The organism is Bacillus sp. TH50, assembly GCF_016650565.1.
In the GTDB taxonomy this organism is placed as follows: Bacteria; Bacillota; Bacilli; order Bacillales; family Bacillaceae_G; genus Bacillus_A; species Bacillus_A mycoides.
On the sequence record NZ_JAEKFM010000003.1, the window covers coordinates 1,699,652 to 1,716,244 of the forward strand.

The 16,593-nt window shown below is 37.4% G+C and carries 16 protein-coding genes; 2 read left to right on the forward strand and 14 right to left on the reverse strand.

From position 1 onward, the window contains the following. Window positions 1-106 precede the first annotated feature (106 nt). The 11 genes from JFU23_RS08750 to JFU23_RS08800 all read right to left on the reverse strand — a co-directional run bounded on the left by JFU23_RS08750 (window position 107) and on the right by JFU23_RS08800 (window position 13,253). A complete protein-coding gene (locus JFU23_RS08750) occupies window positions 107-565 on the reverse strand; it encodes an NUDIX hydrolase (protein ID WP_201031764.1) in 459 nt (152 codons plus the stop codon). A gap of 73 nt (window positions 566-638) precedes the next feature. Further along, complete coding sequence (locus JFU23_RS08755) at window positions 639-1,343, reverse strand: DUF421 domain-containing protein (protein WP_201031765.1); 705 nt, start codon at window positions 1,341-1,343, stop codon at window positions 639-641. 106 nt (window positions 1,344-1,449) lie between these two features. Then, window positions 1,450-2,628 carry an FtsW/RodA/SpoVE family cell cycle protein gene (locus JFU23_RS08760; protein WP_000831201.1) on the reverse strand — a complete coding sequence of 393 codons (1,179 nt, stop codon included), beginning with the start codon at window positions 2,626-2,628 and terminating at the stop codon, window positions 1,450-1,452. A gap of 340 nt (window positions 2,629-2,968) precedes the next feature. Continuing rightward, window positions 2,969-4,291, reverse strand: a complete 1,323-nt coding sequence (locus JFU23_RS08765; protein ID WP_033731239.1) for a dihydrolipoamide acetyltransferase family protein — start codon at window positions 4,289-4,291, stop codon at window positions 2,969-2,971. A 15-nt stretch (window positions 4,292-4,306) separates the two neighbouring features. Further along, window positions 4,307-5,290 (reverse strand): 3-methyl-2-oxobutanoate dehydrogenase subunit beta, encoded by a 984-nt coding sequence (gene bfmBAB, locus JFU23_RS08770; RefSeq protein ID WP_000290070.1) that lies wholly within the window; start codon window positions 5,288-5,290, stop codon window positions 4,307-4,309. Between the two features lie 13 nt (window positions 5,291-5,303). Further along, entirely contained in the window at window positions 5,304-6,305 is a 1,002-nt protein-coding gene (gene bfmBAA / locus JFU23_RS08775; protein ID WP_002033961.1) for a 3-methyl-2-oxobutanoate dehydrogenase subunit alpha, read from the reverse strand. Window positions 6,306-6,332: 27 nt separating this feature from the next. Then, complete coding sequence (gene lpdA / locus JFU23_RS08780) at window positions 6,333-7,754, reverse strand: dihydrolipoyl dehydrogenase (RefSeq protein ID WP_002033960.1); 1,422 nt, start codon at window positions 7,752-7,754, stop codon at window positions 6,333-6,335. Window positions 7,755-7,758: 4 nt separating this feature from the next. Continuing rightward, the gene (gene buk / locus JFU23_RS08785) at window positions 7,759-8,862 is read right to left on the reverse strand and encodes a butyrate kinase (protein WP_002088555.1); all 1,104 of its coding nucleotides are present in this window, start codon (window positions 8,860-8,862) and stop codon (window positions 7,759-7,761) included. An 87-nt stretch (window positions 8,863-8,949) separates the two neighbouring features. Beyond that, window positions 8,950-10,050 (reverse strand): leucine dehydrogenase, encoded by a 1,101-nt coding sequence (locus JFU23_RS08790; RefSeq protein ID WP_113734247.1) that lies wholly within the window; start codon window positions 10,048-10,050, stop codon window positions 8,950-8,952. Window positions 10,051-10,085: 35 nt separating this feature from the next. Next, window positions 10,086-10,985, reverse strand: a complete 900-nt coding sequence (yqiS, locus tag JFU23_RS08795; RefSeq protein ID WP_002033959.1) for a phosphate butyryltransferase — start codon at window positions 10,983-10,985, stop codon at window positions 10,086-10,088. A 195-nt stretch (window positions 10,986-11,180) separates the two neighbouring features. Next, window positions 11,181-13,253 (reverse strand): sigma 54-interacting transcriptional regulator, encoded by a 2,073-nt coding sequence (locus tag JFU23_RS08800; RefSeq protein ID WP_137058392.1) that lies wholly within the window; start codon window positions 13,251-13,253, stop codon window positions 11,181-11,183. Window positions 13,254-13,390: 137 nt separating this feature from the next. On the opposite strand from JFU23_RS08800, the gene JFU23_RS08805 reads away from it, so the two are divergent. Further along, the gene (locus JFU23_RS08805) at window positions 13,391-13,624 is read left to right on the forward strand and encodes a DUF2627 domain-containing protein (protein WP_001190193.1); all 234 of its coding nucleotides are present in this window, start codon (window positions 13,391-13,393) and stop codon (window positions 13,622-13,624) included. Window positions 13,625-13,675: 51 nt separating this feature from the next. Here JFU23_RS08805 and JFU23_RS08810 read toward each other — a convergent pair whose 3' ends face one another. Next, window positions 13,676-14,404 (reverse strand): glycerophosphodiester phosphodiesterase, encoded by a 729-nt coding sequence (locus JFU23_RS08810; RefSeq protein WP_201031766.1) that lies wholly within the window; start codon window positions 14,402-14,404, stop codon window positions 13,676-13,678. Between the two features lie 50 nt (window positions 14,405-14,454). On the opposite strand from JFU23_RS08810, the gene JFU23_RS08815 reads away from it, so the two are divergent. Continuing rightward, window positions 14,455-14,601, forward strand: a complete 147-nt coding sequence (locus JFU23_RS08815) for a YycC family protein (RefSeq protein WP_001247671.1) — start codon at window positions 14,455-14,457, stop codon at window positions 14,599-14,601. A gap of 237 nt (window positions 14,602-14,838) precedes the next feature. Here the strand turns inward: JFU23_RS08815 and JFU23_RS08820 are convergent, their stop codons facing one another. Continuing rightward, window positions 14,839-15,402, reverse strand: a complete 564-nt coding sequence (locus JFU23_RS08820; RefSeq protein WP_201031767.1) for a PRK06770 family protein — start codon at window positions 15,400-15,402, stop codon at window positions 14,839-14,841. Window positions 15,403-15,699: 297 nt separating this feature from the next. Beyond that, window positions 15,700-16,494, reverse strand: a complete 795-nt coding sequence (spo0A, locus tag JFU23_RS08825; protein ID WP_002015081.1) for a sporulation transcription factor Spo0A — start codon at window positions 16,492-16,494, stop codon at window positions 15,700-15,702. Window positions 16,495-16,593: the final 99 nt, after the last annotated feature.

Consider the following 16,593-nt stretch of genomic DNA (forward strand, 5'->3'; position numbering starts at 1 on the left):
TTCTACCTATTTGTATCTTACCAGTTAATGTTTATGAAATACAAGTAAGTTTACTTGTATTTAGGCATAGAAAAGGTGTTAGAGCCCTTGCTCTAACACCTTTTTGTCACTTTTCCATAATTTTCATATATTCACCAATCATTTTTTTATGCGATCCTACAATATAGTCAGGTAGTTCTGTTAGTGGGAAGAATGTAAGCTGAACCGCTTCTTCTTTATTCATAACAAAATTCCCTTCGTATTCATCGGTATAATAGGCTGTCGTTACGGATTGAAACTCATCACCGTTTGTTAATTTTGTAAAATAGTTCGCTCCAGAAAATACATTGATTAATCGGAGGTTCTTTACTTCTATTCCTGTCTCTTCATATACTTCACGGTAAGCTGTTTCTTCTGGTGATTCACCAAGCTCCATTAGCCCGCCAGGCAACCCCCATTTTCCGTAAGGCTCTGTTCTTTGCTGTAATAATACATATCCACTTTCATTTATAACGAGTACAACAGCACCAACTAAAATTAAAGGGCGATGACCAACTACTTTTCGTAATTCCTCTACATATCCCATGGAAACACCTCCCATTTTTTCGTTGTCCACACTATTGTATCATATGTATGAAACGACAAAATGCGTATATTTTTCATTTTTTTAACAAAATATTTATTTTATGAGCTTCATCTACTGTAGCTAACATAATGGATTCGACTTCTGCACTCTTCTCTAGAAATTCTCTCGCCCACTCTTCTGTTTTTCCTACTAAAGCTAGAACATCTTGCTGAATCCTCCCATCCTTTACTAATACAAAAGAAACTGGAGATCTTCTTCCCGCCACTTTCAGATCAAGCCGCGAAACTGCTTCATATTCTGGATACCGAAATATAGAAACAACACCATTCGCTTCCCACAATGCTAATTTAATCGTTTGAATATCGCTCACATTTCGCATACGAAGTTCCGAAAATAAATATTCCACCGTAATTCTCGCTTTTTTCAAATTGCTAAAATCAATGGAACCATTTTGTATAAGAATAATAGGTGCTGGCTCTAAAAAGCGTCTCCATCTATCCCATTTCAACATTAAGACTGAGCTTATAATGTGAAGTACAACGAGTATGAACGTTGTAATCATCGAGCCGAGTAACCCCACTTTTTCATCAGATAATGCGTTAGAAATATTCCCACCAAGCAATAATACTAATACAACATCTAAAAAACGAAGTTGCGCGATGGACCTTTGCCCCATCGCTTTCGCAACTAATATTAAAAATATGTATGCTATGATAGCCCGAATAACCCATTCACTATTAGAAAGATGCCGTGCCCCTTCAAAAATATGCATATGCATCACTTTGCACTCCTTACCCGTCTCAAACTGCTATTCTGTTTTAGTTTGCAACGTTTAAGAGCATATATGTAAAAAAGCTAGTTCGTTTTTACACGAACTAGCTTTTTTACTTAACTGAAAACATATATTTTTTATACGTTTTCCGTACGGACAATATGAGCCCCATCATAATCATATTCGAGAATAAGGAACTTCCCCCATACGATAAGAAAGGTAATGCAATCCCTTTTACAGGCATTAATCCGACAATCATACCGATGTTTTGGAATATTTGAACCGTTAATATTCCGATTGATCCAGCACATAATAATGTACCGAATAAATTATCAGCAGAATAACCGATAATAATTGTTCGATATAGTAGTAATAGGAACAAGAATACAACTAACGCGGCTACGATAAATCCACCTTCTTCGGCAATTGTAGCAAAAATAAAGTCAGTATGCTTCTCAGGGATATAGACGTTCCCTTCGCCAAATCCTTTCCCTTCCATACCGCCACTACCTACAGCTAAAATCGATTGCTGTGTTTGATAACCTTGATCTGTATGTTCGAATGGATCTAACCAACCTAAAATACGTGATTGTTGGTGAGGTTTTAGTAACGTAACTAACTTATTAAAGAAGAAATCTTCATACCTTACGTAAATAAATATTAACGCAGATAATATGGTGACTGGAATAACTGTACATAACGCTATCAATTTCTTCTGAATACCTGACATAAATAAAATACATGCAATTGCAGCAGCATATAAGAACACCATCCCTGTATCCGGTTGGCTATATACAACAGCCATAGGCGGAAGGGATACAAGCACAATTTTACCTACTAATTGTAAATCCGTTTGGAATGTTCTTGCCATATACTGTGCATTATGTTTCACTGCTATACTTGCTACTACGAGAAGCAATGAAATTTTGAAAAACTCGGATGGTTGAATTTGTCCAACTAACGGAAATACAAACCATCTTTTTGCACCTAATTTTTCAGGTGTGAAAGTGGAAACCGGTAGTATTTTCAAAAGAATAAGTGAACCAAATCCGACGATATAAAGTGGCCAAGACAATTTTTGTAATTGATCTAAGTCGATGCTTGCAACAAGCAATAACAATACAACTCCAATTATGTAGTTCAAACCCTGTTTCATCGCAAAGTTTGCCTCTCCATATTGGCCAGTTTGCTGACTGCTATATATAGCAGCTATACTCGTAACACATAATGCTAACAAAATTAATATTAATTTTACATCTAAACTTTTTAGAAACTCGGTACTTCTTTTCATGACATCCTCCTGAAACATTGTTACAGCAAAATAAAAAACCAGGAGTCAACATTCTTCATGTTTTGACGACTGATTACACATTATCTATAAAACACTTATATAGAATAACTCTCTTTTTCATACAATACAATATATTATACTACAGTTTCATCAGTAAGATTTGCCAAAAAAATTATTCTTTTCTTATTTTATATCCATATACCATATATCAGCAATGTATTTTCATAAATTCCTAATACATAATCGTTCATTGTAAGATTACTGGGAAAGATATTATACATATAGTAGGATGTAGATGAAGAAATAAGATGATAAAAAGCTCGCATAAGCGAGCTTTTTATTAATATACAGATGTATTATTTTCTGACGTGTTTTCTAGAATTTCTTTTACACGTCCTAAGAACTTACCACAAATTAGGCCATCTAGTACACGGTGGTCAAGTGATAAACATAAGTTAACCATGTCGCGAGCACCGAACATACCGTTATCCATAATTACTGGGCGTTTTACAATTGATTCAACTTGTAAAATAGCCGCTTGTGGGTAATTAATAATACCCATAGATTGAACAGAACCGAATGATCCTGTGTTATTAATTGTAAATGTTCCACCTTGCATTTCGTCCGCTTTTAACGATTTCGTACGTACTTTTCCTGCAAGCTCTGTAATTTCACGAGCGATACCTTTAATCGTCTTCTCATCCGCGTGTTTAATTACTGGTACAAATAGTTCGTCCTCTGTTGCAACAGCGATAGAAAGGTTAATATCTTTCTTCTGAACGATCTTATCGCCAGCCCACATTGAATTGATTTGAGGATACTCTTTTAACGCTTGTGCTACTGCTTTTACGAAGAAAGCAAAGAACGTTAAATTAAAACCTTCGCGCTTTTTGAAATCACCTTTAATTGAATTACGGTATGACACAAGGTTTGTCACATCTACTTCAATCATCATCCAAGCATGTGGCGCTTCGTGTTTACTACGCAACATGTTCGCTGCAATTGCTTTACGCACACCTGTTACTGGAATTTCGATATCGCCAGGCATTGTTGGTACAGAAACTGGTTTTGCAGCTTCTACTTTTTGTGCTACTGGCGCTGCTTTTGGTGCTTCTGGACGCGCTTCTACTACTGCTGCTACCGCTACCGCTTCCTCTTTCTTCGCACCTGCTTGCGGAATATTTCCAGATTCCACTAGCTTTAAAATATCTTTACGAGTGATACGGCCATTTGCTCCCGTACCTTCTACTAAATCTAAATCAACGTTATGCTCACCCGCAAGTTTTAAAACAGCTGGTGAAAAACGTGGTTTTCCATCAGTTGGTTGTTTTGCTTTCGGTGCTTTTTCAGGCGTAGCTACTTCTGCCTTTGGTTCTTCTTTTGTTTTTTCCTCAACAGCTGTCGCTGCTACTTCATCTGCGCCTTCTACTTGAATAACACAAACTACTTCACCTACAGCTAACGTCTCACCTTCACCAGCGATTAATTCTTTCACAATACCAGTGAAAGAAGATGGTACTTCAGCATTTACTTTATCAGTCATTACTTCTGCAAGCGGATCATACTTGTTTACGTGATCGCCAACATTAACGAGCCATTTACTAATTGTACCCTCTGTAACGCTCTCCCCGAGCTGAGGCATTGTGATATTTTCTACAGCCATGTATAGTCCCCCCGATTAAAATTCCGCAAGTTCACGCATTGCTTTTTCAACTTTATCTGGATTTACCATAAAGAATTTTTCCATTGTTGGTGCATATGGCATTGCTGGAACGTCTGGACCTGCAAGACGTGCGATTGGCGCATCTAAATCAAACAGACAGTTTTCAGCAATAATTGCTGCCACTTCACTTATAATACTTCCTTCTTTATTGTCTTCTGTTACAAGAAGAACTTTACCTGTTTTAGAAGCCGCTTCAATAATCGCTTCTTTATCTAACGGATATACCGTTCTTAAATCAAGAATGTGTGCAGAGATTCCATCTTGTGCTAACTTCTCAGCTGCTTGAAGAGCAAAGTGAACACATAATCCGTAAGTGATAACAGTAATATCATCACCTTCGCGTTTTACATCTGCTTTTCCGATTGGTAATACATAGTCATCTTCTGGCACTTCACCTTTAATTAAGCGATATGCACGCTTATGCTCAAAGAATAATACTGGATCTTCATCACGAATTGCAGCTTTTAATAAGCCTTTTGCATCATATGGTGTAGAAGGGATAACAATTTTTAAACCTGGTTGGTTTGCAAACATCGCTTCTACAGATTGTGAATGATACAATGCACCGTGAACACCCCCGCCGAATGGCGCACGAATTGTAACTGGACAAGTCCAATCGTTGTTAGAACGATAACGAATTTTTGCTGCCTCAGAAACAATTTGGTTTACTGCTGGCATGATGAAATCAGCAAACTGCATTTCAGCGATTGGACGCATACCATACATTGCCGCACCAATTGCTACCCCAGCAATTGCAGATTCTGCAAGCGGTGCATCAAGCGCACGATCTTCACCAAATTGATCATACAAACCGTGTGTCGCTTTAAACACGCCACCTTTTTTACCAACATCTTCTCCTAAAACGAATACTTTCTCATCGCGTTCCATTTCTTCGCGCATTGCTAATGTAATAGCATCAATATAAGACATTACAGCCATGAAACGTTCCCCCCTATTCTGCGTATACGTGCTTCAATGCATCTTCAGGTGCTGCATACGGAGCATTTTCTGCATATTCTGTTGCTTCATTTACGATATGCATAATTTCGTCTAGCATTTGTTTTTCAAATTCCTCAGTTAACACACCAACTTCTTTTAAATAAGCTGCAAATGTTATAATTGAATCTTTTTTCTTCGCTTCTTCTACCTCTTCTTTATCACGATAAACACGATCATCGTCGTCACTAGAATGTGCTGTCAAACGATATGATACTGCTTCAATTAAAGTCGGACCTTCACCACGACGACCGCGGTCTGCTGCTTCTTTTACAGCTTTATATACTGCAAGCGGATCGTTTCCGTCTATTGTATATCCAGGCATGCCGTAACCAATTGCACGATCCGATACGTTTTTACATGCTAATTGTTTTTCAACTGGAATAGAGATTGCATATTTGTTATTTTCACACATGAAAATAACAGGTAGTTTGTGTACACCAGCAAAGTTTGCTCCTTCATGGAAGTCACCTTGGTTTGAAGAGCCTTCTCCGAATGTAACGAACGTTACTAAATCTTTCTTCTCCATTTTTCCAGCTAGTGCAATACCAACTGCATGTGGTACTTGCGTTGTTACTGGTGATGATCCTGTAACAATACGATTTTTCTTTTGACCGAAGTGACCAGGCATTTGACGACCACCAGAGTTTGGATCTCCAGCTTTTGCGAAAGCAGACAACATAAGCTCTTTAGCTGTCATACCAAACGCTAGTACAACACCCATATCACGGTAGTATGGTAATGCATAATCTTTCTCTCTATCAAGAGCGAATGCCGCTCCAACTTGTGCAGCCTCTTGTCCTTGACAAGAAATTACGAATGGAATTTTACCTGCACGGTTTAATAACCACATACGTTCGTCAATTTTACGTGCAAGTAACATCGTACGGAACATTTCTAATACTTGCTCATCACTTAAGCCAAGCTCTTCATGGCGCTTTTCTTTTACTTCTGCCATTTTTCATAACCTCCTAAATCCACATTTTTATGCGTGTAACGCTCTTCCATCTACAGCAAGTGCAGCTTCACCAATCGCCTCAGATAATGATGGATGCGGATGAATTGTATGTGCTACTTCCCAAGGTGTTGCATCAAGTACTCTTGCAAGACCAGCTTCAGAAATCATATCTGTTACATGTGGTCCGATCATATGAACACCGAGAATGTCATTTGTTTCTTCATCAACTACAAGTTTTACAAAACCGTCTGATTCTCCGTATACAAGTGCCTTTCCGATTGCACGGAATGAGAACTTACCTACTTTTAACTTATAGCCTTTTTCTTTTGCTTCTTGTTCTGTTAAGCCGACAGAAGCAACTTCTGGACTACTATATACGCATTTTGATACCATAGAATAATCAATTGGTGTAACTTCTTTACCAGCGATATGTTCTACTGCAACAATTCCTTCATGAGAAGCAACGTGAGCAAGTTGCAAGCCACCGATTACATCTCCAATTGCGTAAATATGAGATTCCTTCGTTTGATAAAACTCATTTGTTTGAATGTATCCTTTTTCCACAACAATATCTGTGTTCTCTAAGCCCATATTTTGCGTATTCGCTTGTCTTCCTACAGATACAAGCATTTTTTCTGCTTTAAATGCTTTGTTCTCACCGTTATGTTCAGCTTGAATTGTTACTCCATTATCTTTTACCAATGTTTCTGGTAATACTTTTGCACCAGTTACCACTTTAATACCTTTTTTCTTGAATAGACGTTGCATTTCTTTTGAAACGTCATTATCTTCTAGTGGTAATATGTTTTTCGCATATTCTAATACAGTAACTTCTACACCGAAGTCAGCAAGCATAGATGCCCACTCAATACCAATTACACCGCCACCAACGATAATGATTGAGCTAGGAAGCGTTTCCATTTTTAGGGCATGATCCGAAGACATTACATACTCTCCGTCTAACTCTAATCCTGGTAATGAATTTGGGCGAGAACCTGTTGCAACAAGTACATTTTTTGGAATTAACATTTCATTCTCTTCTCCACTTGCAAGTTCAACTGAAATTGTACCTGGCATTGGAGAGAAAATAGATGGGCCAAGAATACGGCCAATACCTTCAAACACATCAATTTTACCTTGTTTCATTAAATGCTGAACGCCTTTATGAAGCTGCGTTACAATCTTCTCTTTACGCTCTTGTACTTTAGCAAAGTTTAGTTCTACATTACTTGCAATAACTCCGAACTCTTCTCCTTTTTTAGCAGTTGCGTATACTTCCGCACTACGTAAAAGAGCTTTACTAGGAATACATCCTTTGTGTAAACAAGTACCACCAAGATTTTCTTTTTCAACAAGTGCAGTTTTTAATCCTAGTTGTGATGCACGAATAGCAGCAACATATCCACCAGTACCGCCGCCAACGATGACTAAATCATATTCTCTTGCCATTATCTCAACCCCTAGCTACTGTTTGTTTTTCTCGTACAATATATTCTTTTGGAGCTTCTTCTTCACGTAATACACGAAGTGCTCCTTCTGCTAACGCTTGTAATTCATCTTCTCCTGGATGTACGATAACATCTGCAATCCAGTGAACACGTTCTTTTATTTCATCGACAAGAATTTTACTGTACGCAAGTCCACCAGTTAATACGATTGCATCGATTTTCCCGTGAAGTACAGCACTAGCTCCGCCAATCTCTTTTGCAACTTGATACGCCATTGCTTTATAAATAAGAGTTGCTTCAGGATCACCTTTTTCAACCATTTGTTCTACTTTAATTGCATCGTTTGTACCGATAAGACTTACAAGTCCACCTTGTCCGACAAGTTTTTTAACCATTTCGTCTCGGTAATACTCACCAGAAAAACACATTTCAACTAATTGTCCTACTGGTACTGTACCAGCACGCTCTGGACTAAATGGTCCTTCTCCGTTTAAGCCATTATTCACATCGATAACTTTTCCTTTTTTATGAGCACCAACTGTAATACCGCCGCCCATATGTGTAACTAATAAATTTAAATCCTCATATTTGTGATTTAATTCATCTGCCACTTTACGAGCAACTGCTTTTTGATTTAATGCATGGAAGATACTTTTGCGTTCCATACCAGCAATACCACTTATACGAGCAATTGGCTCCATCTCATCTACAACGACAGGATCCACAATGAATGCAGGAATGTTTAATCCAGAAGCAATTTCATATGCTAAAATGCCTCCAAGGTTTGAAGCGTGATGACCGCTAAACCCATTTTTCAAATCTTCTAACATCGCATCGTTTACTGTATACGTACCGCCTTCGATTGGACGAAGTAATCCACCACGCCCACAAACAGCGTTTAATTTTGAAATGTTAATACCATGAGAATGTAGAACTTCTAAAATCGTTTCTTTACGAAACTCATATTGGTCGATAATTCGCTTATATTTTCCAATCTGCTCTACGTCATGACGAATAGTTTCTTCTAGAACGGGTCTTTCATTATCAAAAACACCAATCTTTGTGGATGTACTACCTGGGTTAATAACAAGAATTCGATTTACAGACAATGTTGCTACCTCCACTAATAAATTTAAAAGGAAGTGGAAACCTCATAAGAGGTAACCACACCTTTTGTAAAAGTTATATATGAATGATTAGCGACGGCTAATAATGTCGTGACCGTTGCGTAAGTATGTGCTACGAGTGTTTTTCAAGCTTGCAATGCGCTCTTCAGCTAAACGATCTGCTGCTACATAAGTTGCTATGCCATCACGTTTTGAAATTTCGATTACTTTTGCAATTGTGTCATAAATAGACTCAACACGTTTTAATGCACGTTCTCTATTGTATCCATATAATTCGTCTGCTACGTTAATTACGCCACCTGCATTAATAACATAGTCTGGTGCGTATACAATACCCATTTCATGAATAAGGTCGCCGTGACGATCTTCTTTTAATTGGTTATTTGCAGAACCTGCGATTACTTTTGCTTTAAGTTGTGGAATAGTTTCATCATTAACTGTTGCGCCTAATGCACATGGTGCGTAAATATCACATTCAACACCGTAAATTTCATTTGGCTCAACTGCTGTTGCACCGAATTCTTCTACTGCACGTTGTACAGCTTCTTTATTAATATCTGTAACGATTAATTTTGCTCCTTCAGCGTGTAAATGTTTGCATAGGTGATACGCTACGTTACCAACACCTTGAATAGAAATTACTCTTCCTTCTAGGTTATCTGTACCAAATGCTTCTTTTGCAGCTGCTTTCATACCACGGTAAACACCGTATGCAGTTACTGGAGATGGGTTACCAGAAGAACCGAATGATGGTGAAATCCCTGTTACAAAATCAGTTTCCTCATGGATAATATCCATATCATCTACTGTTGTACCAACATCTTCAGCTGTAATGTAACGTCCGTTTAGTCCTTGAATGTAGCGTCCTAATGCACGGAACATCGCTTCGCTTTTATCTTTACGTGGATCACCGATAATTACTGTTTTTGCACCACCTAAGTTTAAACCAGCTGCTGCATTTTTGTATGTCATCCCTTTTGCAAGACGCAATGCATCTTCAATCGCCGCTTCTTCAGAATCATATGTCCACATTCTTGTTCCACCAAGAGCTGGTCCAAGTGTTGTATCATGGATTGCAATGATTGCTTTTAAACCAGATTCTTTATCTTGACAAAATACCACTTGCTCATAATCATATTTTTCTAAGTATTCGAAGATTTCTAATGTCATTGTCGTTTCCCCCTAATTGTTTTACCCTATTTGGTTTATTTTGAAGCAGTCGCAACTGCCAATGCTAATGAATATACTTTTGTTTCTGCTGAATCAGCACGTGATGTTAAAACAATCGGTGCTTTAGCGCCAGCAATCATCGCTCCTACCTTTGCATTTGCAAAATAGACGAGTGATTTATATAGCACATTTCCAGCTTCAATCGTTGGGACGAGTAAAATGTCTGCCTTACCTGCTACATCACTTACTATGCCTTTATGTTCTGCTGCAATTTGTGATACTGCATTATCTAAAGCAAGTGGTCCATCAACGACACAATTTTTAATTTGTCCGCGGCGATTCATTTGAGTTAACATCGCTGCATCAATTGTCGCTTGCATCGCAGGATTAACAACCTCTACCGCTGCAATTGGCGCTACCTTTGGCAAATCAATTCCTATTGCCTGGGCAACTTCTACAGTATTTTGTATAATAGCAGCTTTTTGTGTTACATCAGGTGCAATGTTCATCGCTGCGTCTGTAACAAAAATAAGACGATCGTAATTTGGAACTTCAAACGCTGCAACATGTGAAAGCACGCTGCCCTTACGAAGTCCCCACTCTTTATTTAATACAGCTTTCAAAATATTTGCTGTTGGGATGTTCCCCTTCATTAGCACATCTGCTTCGCCATTGCTTACAGATTTAACAGAAAGTTCTGCAGCCTCAGCACTTGACGCTGCTGCAATCACTTCAATATGTTCTGAAGTTTGTAACCCATGCTCTTGTAGCATCCCTATTATTTTCTCTTGATTTCCATATAGACGAAATTGAGCTAGCTGTAACTTGATTGCTTTCGCTACAGCTTCAATTACTTCATGATCTTCAGCTACTGCTACAGCCACAGTTTTTTTAGGCTGTCCTGCTGCTTGATCAATTAAGTGTTCTAACTTCATATTTTGTAATCAACCCTTTCCGTCGTCCCTCGTCTATTCATTAAGCAAATACCGTGCCAACTTTCAAAAGTGGTCTTACCAATAATGAAAACGCATTCAAAATGCAGTAAAATCAATACTTTGGAAAACAACGAAATATTCTGTCTCGTTTTGTCGCTTTTTGTATACCATGCAATAAATTGCATGGTACGCAATTTATTGCATGCTATTTTTTGCACAGTCATACTTTTCTAGCTTGTAATATAAGTTTCGAACTGAAATTCCTAACGCTTTTGCAGTCTTCGTTTTGTTCCCATCAAATTTCTCTAAATATTCACGGATAATATTCCCCTCAAATTCTGTCACTAGGTGTTCAAGGGCCTTCTCTTCTAATTCAGGTAATAAATTATTTTGTTTCGTCTCTACTTGTTCTTCTTTATGTAAAGGCGGTAAATGATGTACATCAATATATATTTCGTTATAATTCATAAAGATAATAGCTCGTCCTAAAATATTTTCAAGTTCCCTAACATTCCCTGGCCATTCATATGATTGTAAATACGAAACGGCTGAATCGGTGAGTCCTTCTACATTACGACCATAATCTTGATTAATTTTTTGAATTAACCTTTCTGCAATCGCTGGTATATCTCCTTTACGCTGACGAAGGGAAGGAATTTGAATCGGGATTTTATTTAAACGATAATATAAGTCCTCTCTGAACTCTCCTTCTAGAATGCCCTTTTCTAAATTCACATGTGTTGCTGCAATTACCCGGACATTAATAGGTATCGCTTTCGTTCCCCCTACTTTCACAATTTCTTTTTCTTGTAGCACACGAAGGAGTTTCGCTTGCGTATTTGCAGATAACTCTCCGATTTCATCTAAAAAAACACTTCCATTATTCGCTTCTTCAAAGAATCCTCGTTTCCCGCCTCTTTTCGCTCCAGAAAACGCGCCTTCCTCATAACCGAATAATTCACTTTCTAATAAGGTCTCAGAAATAGCAGCACAGTTTACTCGTACAAACTTATTGTATTTTCGATTACTACTGTTATGAATAGCGTGTGCAAATAACTCTTTCCCCGTACCAGATTCCCCTCTAAGCAATACTGTTGCCGGTGTATTCGCTCCAAGTTTTGCTTGTTCAATAGCTGCCGTCGTTTCATCTGAATCACCAACAATATCATCAAATGAATATTTTGCTTCTAACGTTCGAATAATTTGTCTTGCCCTATTCAATTCATTTGTTAACTTTTGAATTTCTGATACATCGCGAATTACCCCGACGCTCCCTTTCAATATTCCATCGACAATAACCGGTGCTACGTTTACAATTACATCTCGCTTTTTTTGCCCAATCTTCATATGTATTCCTCGTACCGCTCGGCGTGTCCGAAGTACTTTCATATGCATACTTTCACCTTCCACAATATCAGTTGTAGCCGGCTTCCCAATAATTTCTTCTTCAGTCAAACCCGTTAACTTCGTATAAGCAGGGTTTATAACTAGTCCTCTTCCTTTCTCATCAACAACCGAAATTGCTTCCTCAGATGAGTTAATAATCGCCTCAAGTAGCGTTTGAATTTCTTTTAAGTCTGTAACTTCTTCCGCTAAATCTACAACTTCTGTAATGTCTTTAAAAATCGCAAATGCCCCTTGAACCTCTCCACCTTCTTTTAATATCGGAATACGCGTTGTAATAATCTTTTTTTCATTCTCTAACGTCAGTTCATGATTCACTTCTATTTTTTTCGTGCGTATAATACGAAGCAACTTACTCGTTGGAATAACTTCTAAAATATATTTCCCTATTGCTTCCTCTTTTTTATATCCAGTAATACGCTCTGCGCTTTTATTAAACAGACGAACTTGTCCCTCTTGGTCTATAACAATCATACCGTCATGCGTTGAGTTTAAAATTAAATTCCCTTGTTGCGTCTGTTCTTCTAGCTTTCCAATTAAGCTTTCCTTCTCATGCGCTAGTCTCGTAACAATTTTTGCAATATCCCCTGGTATAAGAAGGGTGTCTTTATGCTTGCTTCCCAATAAAACTTTATGTAAATCATAATCACCTGTCATATCAAACATTACATCAATATGCATAGAAAGAAACGGAGTTACACTATCACCAATCGGAACCCCATATTCCTTTGCGATTTGTAATCCTTTCGCAATTGGATTAATATCAATAACCCCTATAATTTGAAATATATTCGAATTTTGCAACAGACTCAGCAGTGTACTCCCACCTTCACCTGCTCCAACAATTAACACATTTTGTTTCATACATTACACTTCCTCTCGAAGTATCTCTGCAAAATTTTTCACATTCTTATCTTACTCGTTCAGCAACCTCTTGACAAACCCCCATTCCATATAACATCATTAAAATACACAAAATAATCTGAAAAGGAGCGTTATGTATGCAGCGTTACCTCGCTCTATTATTAGCACTCATCCCCATTTCATTAGCCGTGCTTGGTATTAAACTAATGAGAGATACTGTATTTGGGATTTTGTTCTCCCCAATCCCTATATTATGGTTACAATTTTTAATCGGCGCTCTTTGCTTCGCACTCGGGTTTTATATCTTCGGCGGCTTCGTCTTACACAGAGATCGTAAGAGAAATAAAGTACAAGCACGCTTCAGAAGATAAAACAAAGTTTTCACATATCATAAATAAAAAATGAGACCATTATATTAGGTCTCATTTTTTTATCGGTAATAAAGTTCTTGCTGTTTCAGGATAATCAGTAATAATCGCTGATATATTCATATCAAAATATTTACGCATAAGCGTTTCTTCATTTATCGTGTAAGGACGAACCTCCACACCACTTCCCATCGTTAATTCAGCGATAGCATCTTGAAGATAACGATAATTCGGATGTACTGCAGTAGCACCCATCTTTTTTGCATATGCCCACGGGCTATGCAAACCTTCACGATACAAAATAGCTGTTTGAATATCAGGAGCCATCATATGACATCGCTTCATACTGTAGTGATTAAAAGAAGAAAACACAATCCGATCCTCTAGACTAAACTTACGTACAAGTGTTATAACCTCTTCTTCTAAACCTCTGTATGGGATTTTATTATTTTTCAGTTCAATATTGAGTAGCAATTTCGTTTTTGCGAGCCATTCTAACACCTCTTCTAGAAGAGGTATTTTGCAAAAACCTACTTTGTCACCGAATTTATAACTCGCATCCAACTTACATAAATCCTCATATAAATAATTTCCAACCGCACCTTTTCCATTTGTTGTCCGATCCACTGTTTCATCATGAATAACGACAACTTTTCCATCTTTCGTGAATTGAACATCGAGTTCAATTCCATCTGCCCCGAAAGCCTCTGCTGCTTCAAATGAAATCATTGTATTTTCCGGATACGTTCCCGCCGCACCACGATGCGCAAATATAAGAGTCATCCTCACTCCCCCAATCTTATGCTATACTATACGAAAAAGGAGGTACTTCTATGAGACCATTACAAATTTCTCCAGACACTGCAGTCCGCCTATCAAAAGCGTTAGGTGTTCCACTTGAACAACTTATGCATATGCCACAGCATATTTTAATCCAAAAGTTAGTTGAATTAGAAAAACAAAATAAAGACGAAGAATAATATAGTCCTGTTTTGCAGGGCTTTTTATTATCATCTATTATATCATGGATGACTTCCCCGCTAAAATCCTTTAACAGATGTACTACGATGCGATTTAGCCTTCACTTCATCATTTAATAATGAATTATATATCTTCTTTTTTGTTACAAGTCATAAAGAAAGCAGAATATTTATTCACAAGTCACCATTGCCCCTAAAGCAAGGTAATAAAAAACTAGAAGCCCTTCATATTATTTTTTATTGAACGTGCGGAGTATCCCCTGATTCGTATAGTTCTTTCGCTTTTTCCTCCCCGAATGTAGTTAAAATATAATGTTGCTCTTCTATCGCATCCATCGCTCTAGTGGCTTTACAAACATTATCCTCTTGAGCATCCGAGAAAAAATTGTGATCTTCTACAATTTTACTAAAATCTTTTTTCGCCCATCTATCAGCAATTGCTACAAGCTCATTTTTCTTCGCAAAACTACTCTTATTTATGATTTTTTTTAATTTTTCAGCGTTATTTTGAATCATTGGGATGGATCCCGATTTTCGTTCTGCCACTACTTTTTGATGAGTCATGTGATACATCACTGTAATGACTTCGCTTTCAGTAGAATTTTCAGTAACATACACATCAACAAAGACTCCATCTACCTCTCTACCTACTATCGTTGGGTCTTCTTTTTTATCTATTTGAGCACTCACTTCTTTATCTACTGGATTATCGGCAAGCTCTAACATTCCAAATGTAACTGCAACAGCAAGAACTCCCATAGCTGCTACTATTCCTAGCCAAGTTAATATTTTGTTTTTCATTTTCCTTCTCCCTCTGTATACCTATTTAATTACCTTAAAAAACTCACTTATATGTAATATTACTAAAAACAGGTTTTATTTTCCATAATATCAAACAACCCTTTTTATCTACCCAAATAATTTTGATAAAATTGATATCACTTCTCCCTCTTTTTCTCAACAAAATAAAAAGACCAACGAATTCTAAAATTCATTGGTCATTAAATAAAAGTTTATTGGTTTTAAAATTGATATCGAGTATAAATTTCAAGAATTATTAAGCTCTACTAAAACTTAAATCCCTTACTACTTTTCCTCTCAGCTAGCCTTATGTTCAAGTCTTAGCTTATCCGCAACCATTGCGATGAACTCAGAATTCGTAGGTTTTGCTTTTGACATGGATACAGTATAACCAAATAAGGACGAAATAGAATCAATATTCCCACGGCTCCAAGCTACTTCAATTGCGTGACGGATTGCACGCTCGACACGGCTTGCTGTTGTATTATATTTCTTTGCAATATCTGGATATAATACTTTCGTAATAGATCCTAGTAATTCGATATCATTGTACACCATAGAGATTGCTTCTCGTAAGTACATGTACCCTTTAATATGAGCGGGTACACCAATTTCATGAATGATACTTGTAATACTCGCATCTAAGTTTTTCGGTTTTCCATCGATTGTTGTTGCTGATCGGAAAGATGGTAATGGACGTTTAATAGTAGCACTTTCCTTACCACTAACTTGACGAATATGACTTGTTAAATTCTCCATATCAAATGGTTTTAATATGAAATATGATGCCCCTAAATCAACCGCTTTTTTCGTCACATCTTCTTGCCCGAATGCTGTCAACATAATAACGCTAGGTTGTCTTAACCTTTCAATATGTCGCATTTTCTCTAGCACAGCTAGACCATCTAAATGTGGCATAATAATATCTAAAACGAGTATATCAGGCTGCTTTTCTTTCAATAAGTTTAAACATTCTTGACCATTGTAAGCAATTCCGATAACTTCCATATCATCTTGGGCAGCAACATAACTCTCTAGCATCGATACCAATTCTTTATTATCATCCACAAGACATACTTTAATTTTTTCCACAGTTTTTCCTCCCTTACCGAATCGATTCTTCCGACATGTGTAAGCTTCTAGGCTACATGAATTGTTCGACAATTGTGTGAAAATTCCCTTTAAAGTTTC

Coding starts and splice junctions, on each gene's coding strand:
- JFU23_RS08820 (WP_201031767.1), bottom strand. CDS start 15,402: ATGAAAAACAAAATATTAACTTGGCTAGGAATAGTAGCAGCTATGGGA.
- JFU23_RS08810 (WP_201031766.1), bottom strand. CDS start 14,404: ATGACTCTTATATTTGCGCATCGTGGTGCGGCGGGAACGTATCCGGAA.
- JFU23_RS08755 (WP_201031765.1), bottom strand. CDS start 1,343: ATGCATATGCATATTTTTGAAGGGGCACGGCATCTTTCTAATAGTGAA.
- bfmBAB (WP_000290070.1), bottom strand. CDS start 5,290: ATGGCTGTAATGTCTTATATTGATGCTATTACATTAGCAATGCGCGAA.
- JFU23_RS08800 (WP_137058392.1), bottom strand. CDS start 13,253: ATGAAACAAAATGTGTTAATTGTTGGAGCAGGTGAAGGTGGGAGTACA.
- JFU23_RS08805 (WP_001190193.1), top strand. CDS start 13,391: ATGCAGCGTTACCTCGCTCTATTATTAGCACTCATCCCCATTTCATTA.
- JFU23_RS08790 (WP_113734247.1), bottom strand. CDS start 10,050: ATGACATTAGAAATCTTCGAATACTTAGAAAAATATGATTATGAGCAA.
- JFU23_RS08815 (WP_001247671.1), top strand. CDS start 14,455: ATGAGACCATTACAAATTTCTCCAGACACTGCAGTCCGCCTATCAAAA.
- bfmBAA (WP_002033961.1), bottom strand. CDS start 6,305: ATGGCAGAAGTAAAAGAAAAGCGCCATGAAGAGCTTGGCTTAAGTGAT.
- JFU23_RS08750 (WP_201031764.1), bottom strand. CDS start 565: ATGGGATATGTAGAGGAATTACGAAAAGTAGTTGGTCATCGCCCTTTA.
- yqiS (WP_002033959.1), bottom strand. CDS start 10,985: ATGAAGTTAGAACACTTAATTGATCAAGCAGCAGGACAGCCTAAAAAA.
- JFU23_RS08760 (WP_000831201.1), bottom strand. CDS start 2,628: ATGAAAAGAAGTACCGAGTTTCTAAAAAGTTTAGATGTAAAATTAATA.
- lpdA (WP_002033960.1), bottom strand. CDS start 7,754: ATGGCAAGAGAATATGATTTAGTCATCGTTGGCGGCGGTACTGGTGGA.
- JFU23_RS08765 (WP_033731239.1), bottom strand. CDS start 4,291: ATGGCTGTAGAAAATATCACAATGCCTCAGCTCGGGGAGAGCGTTACA.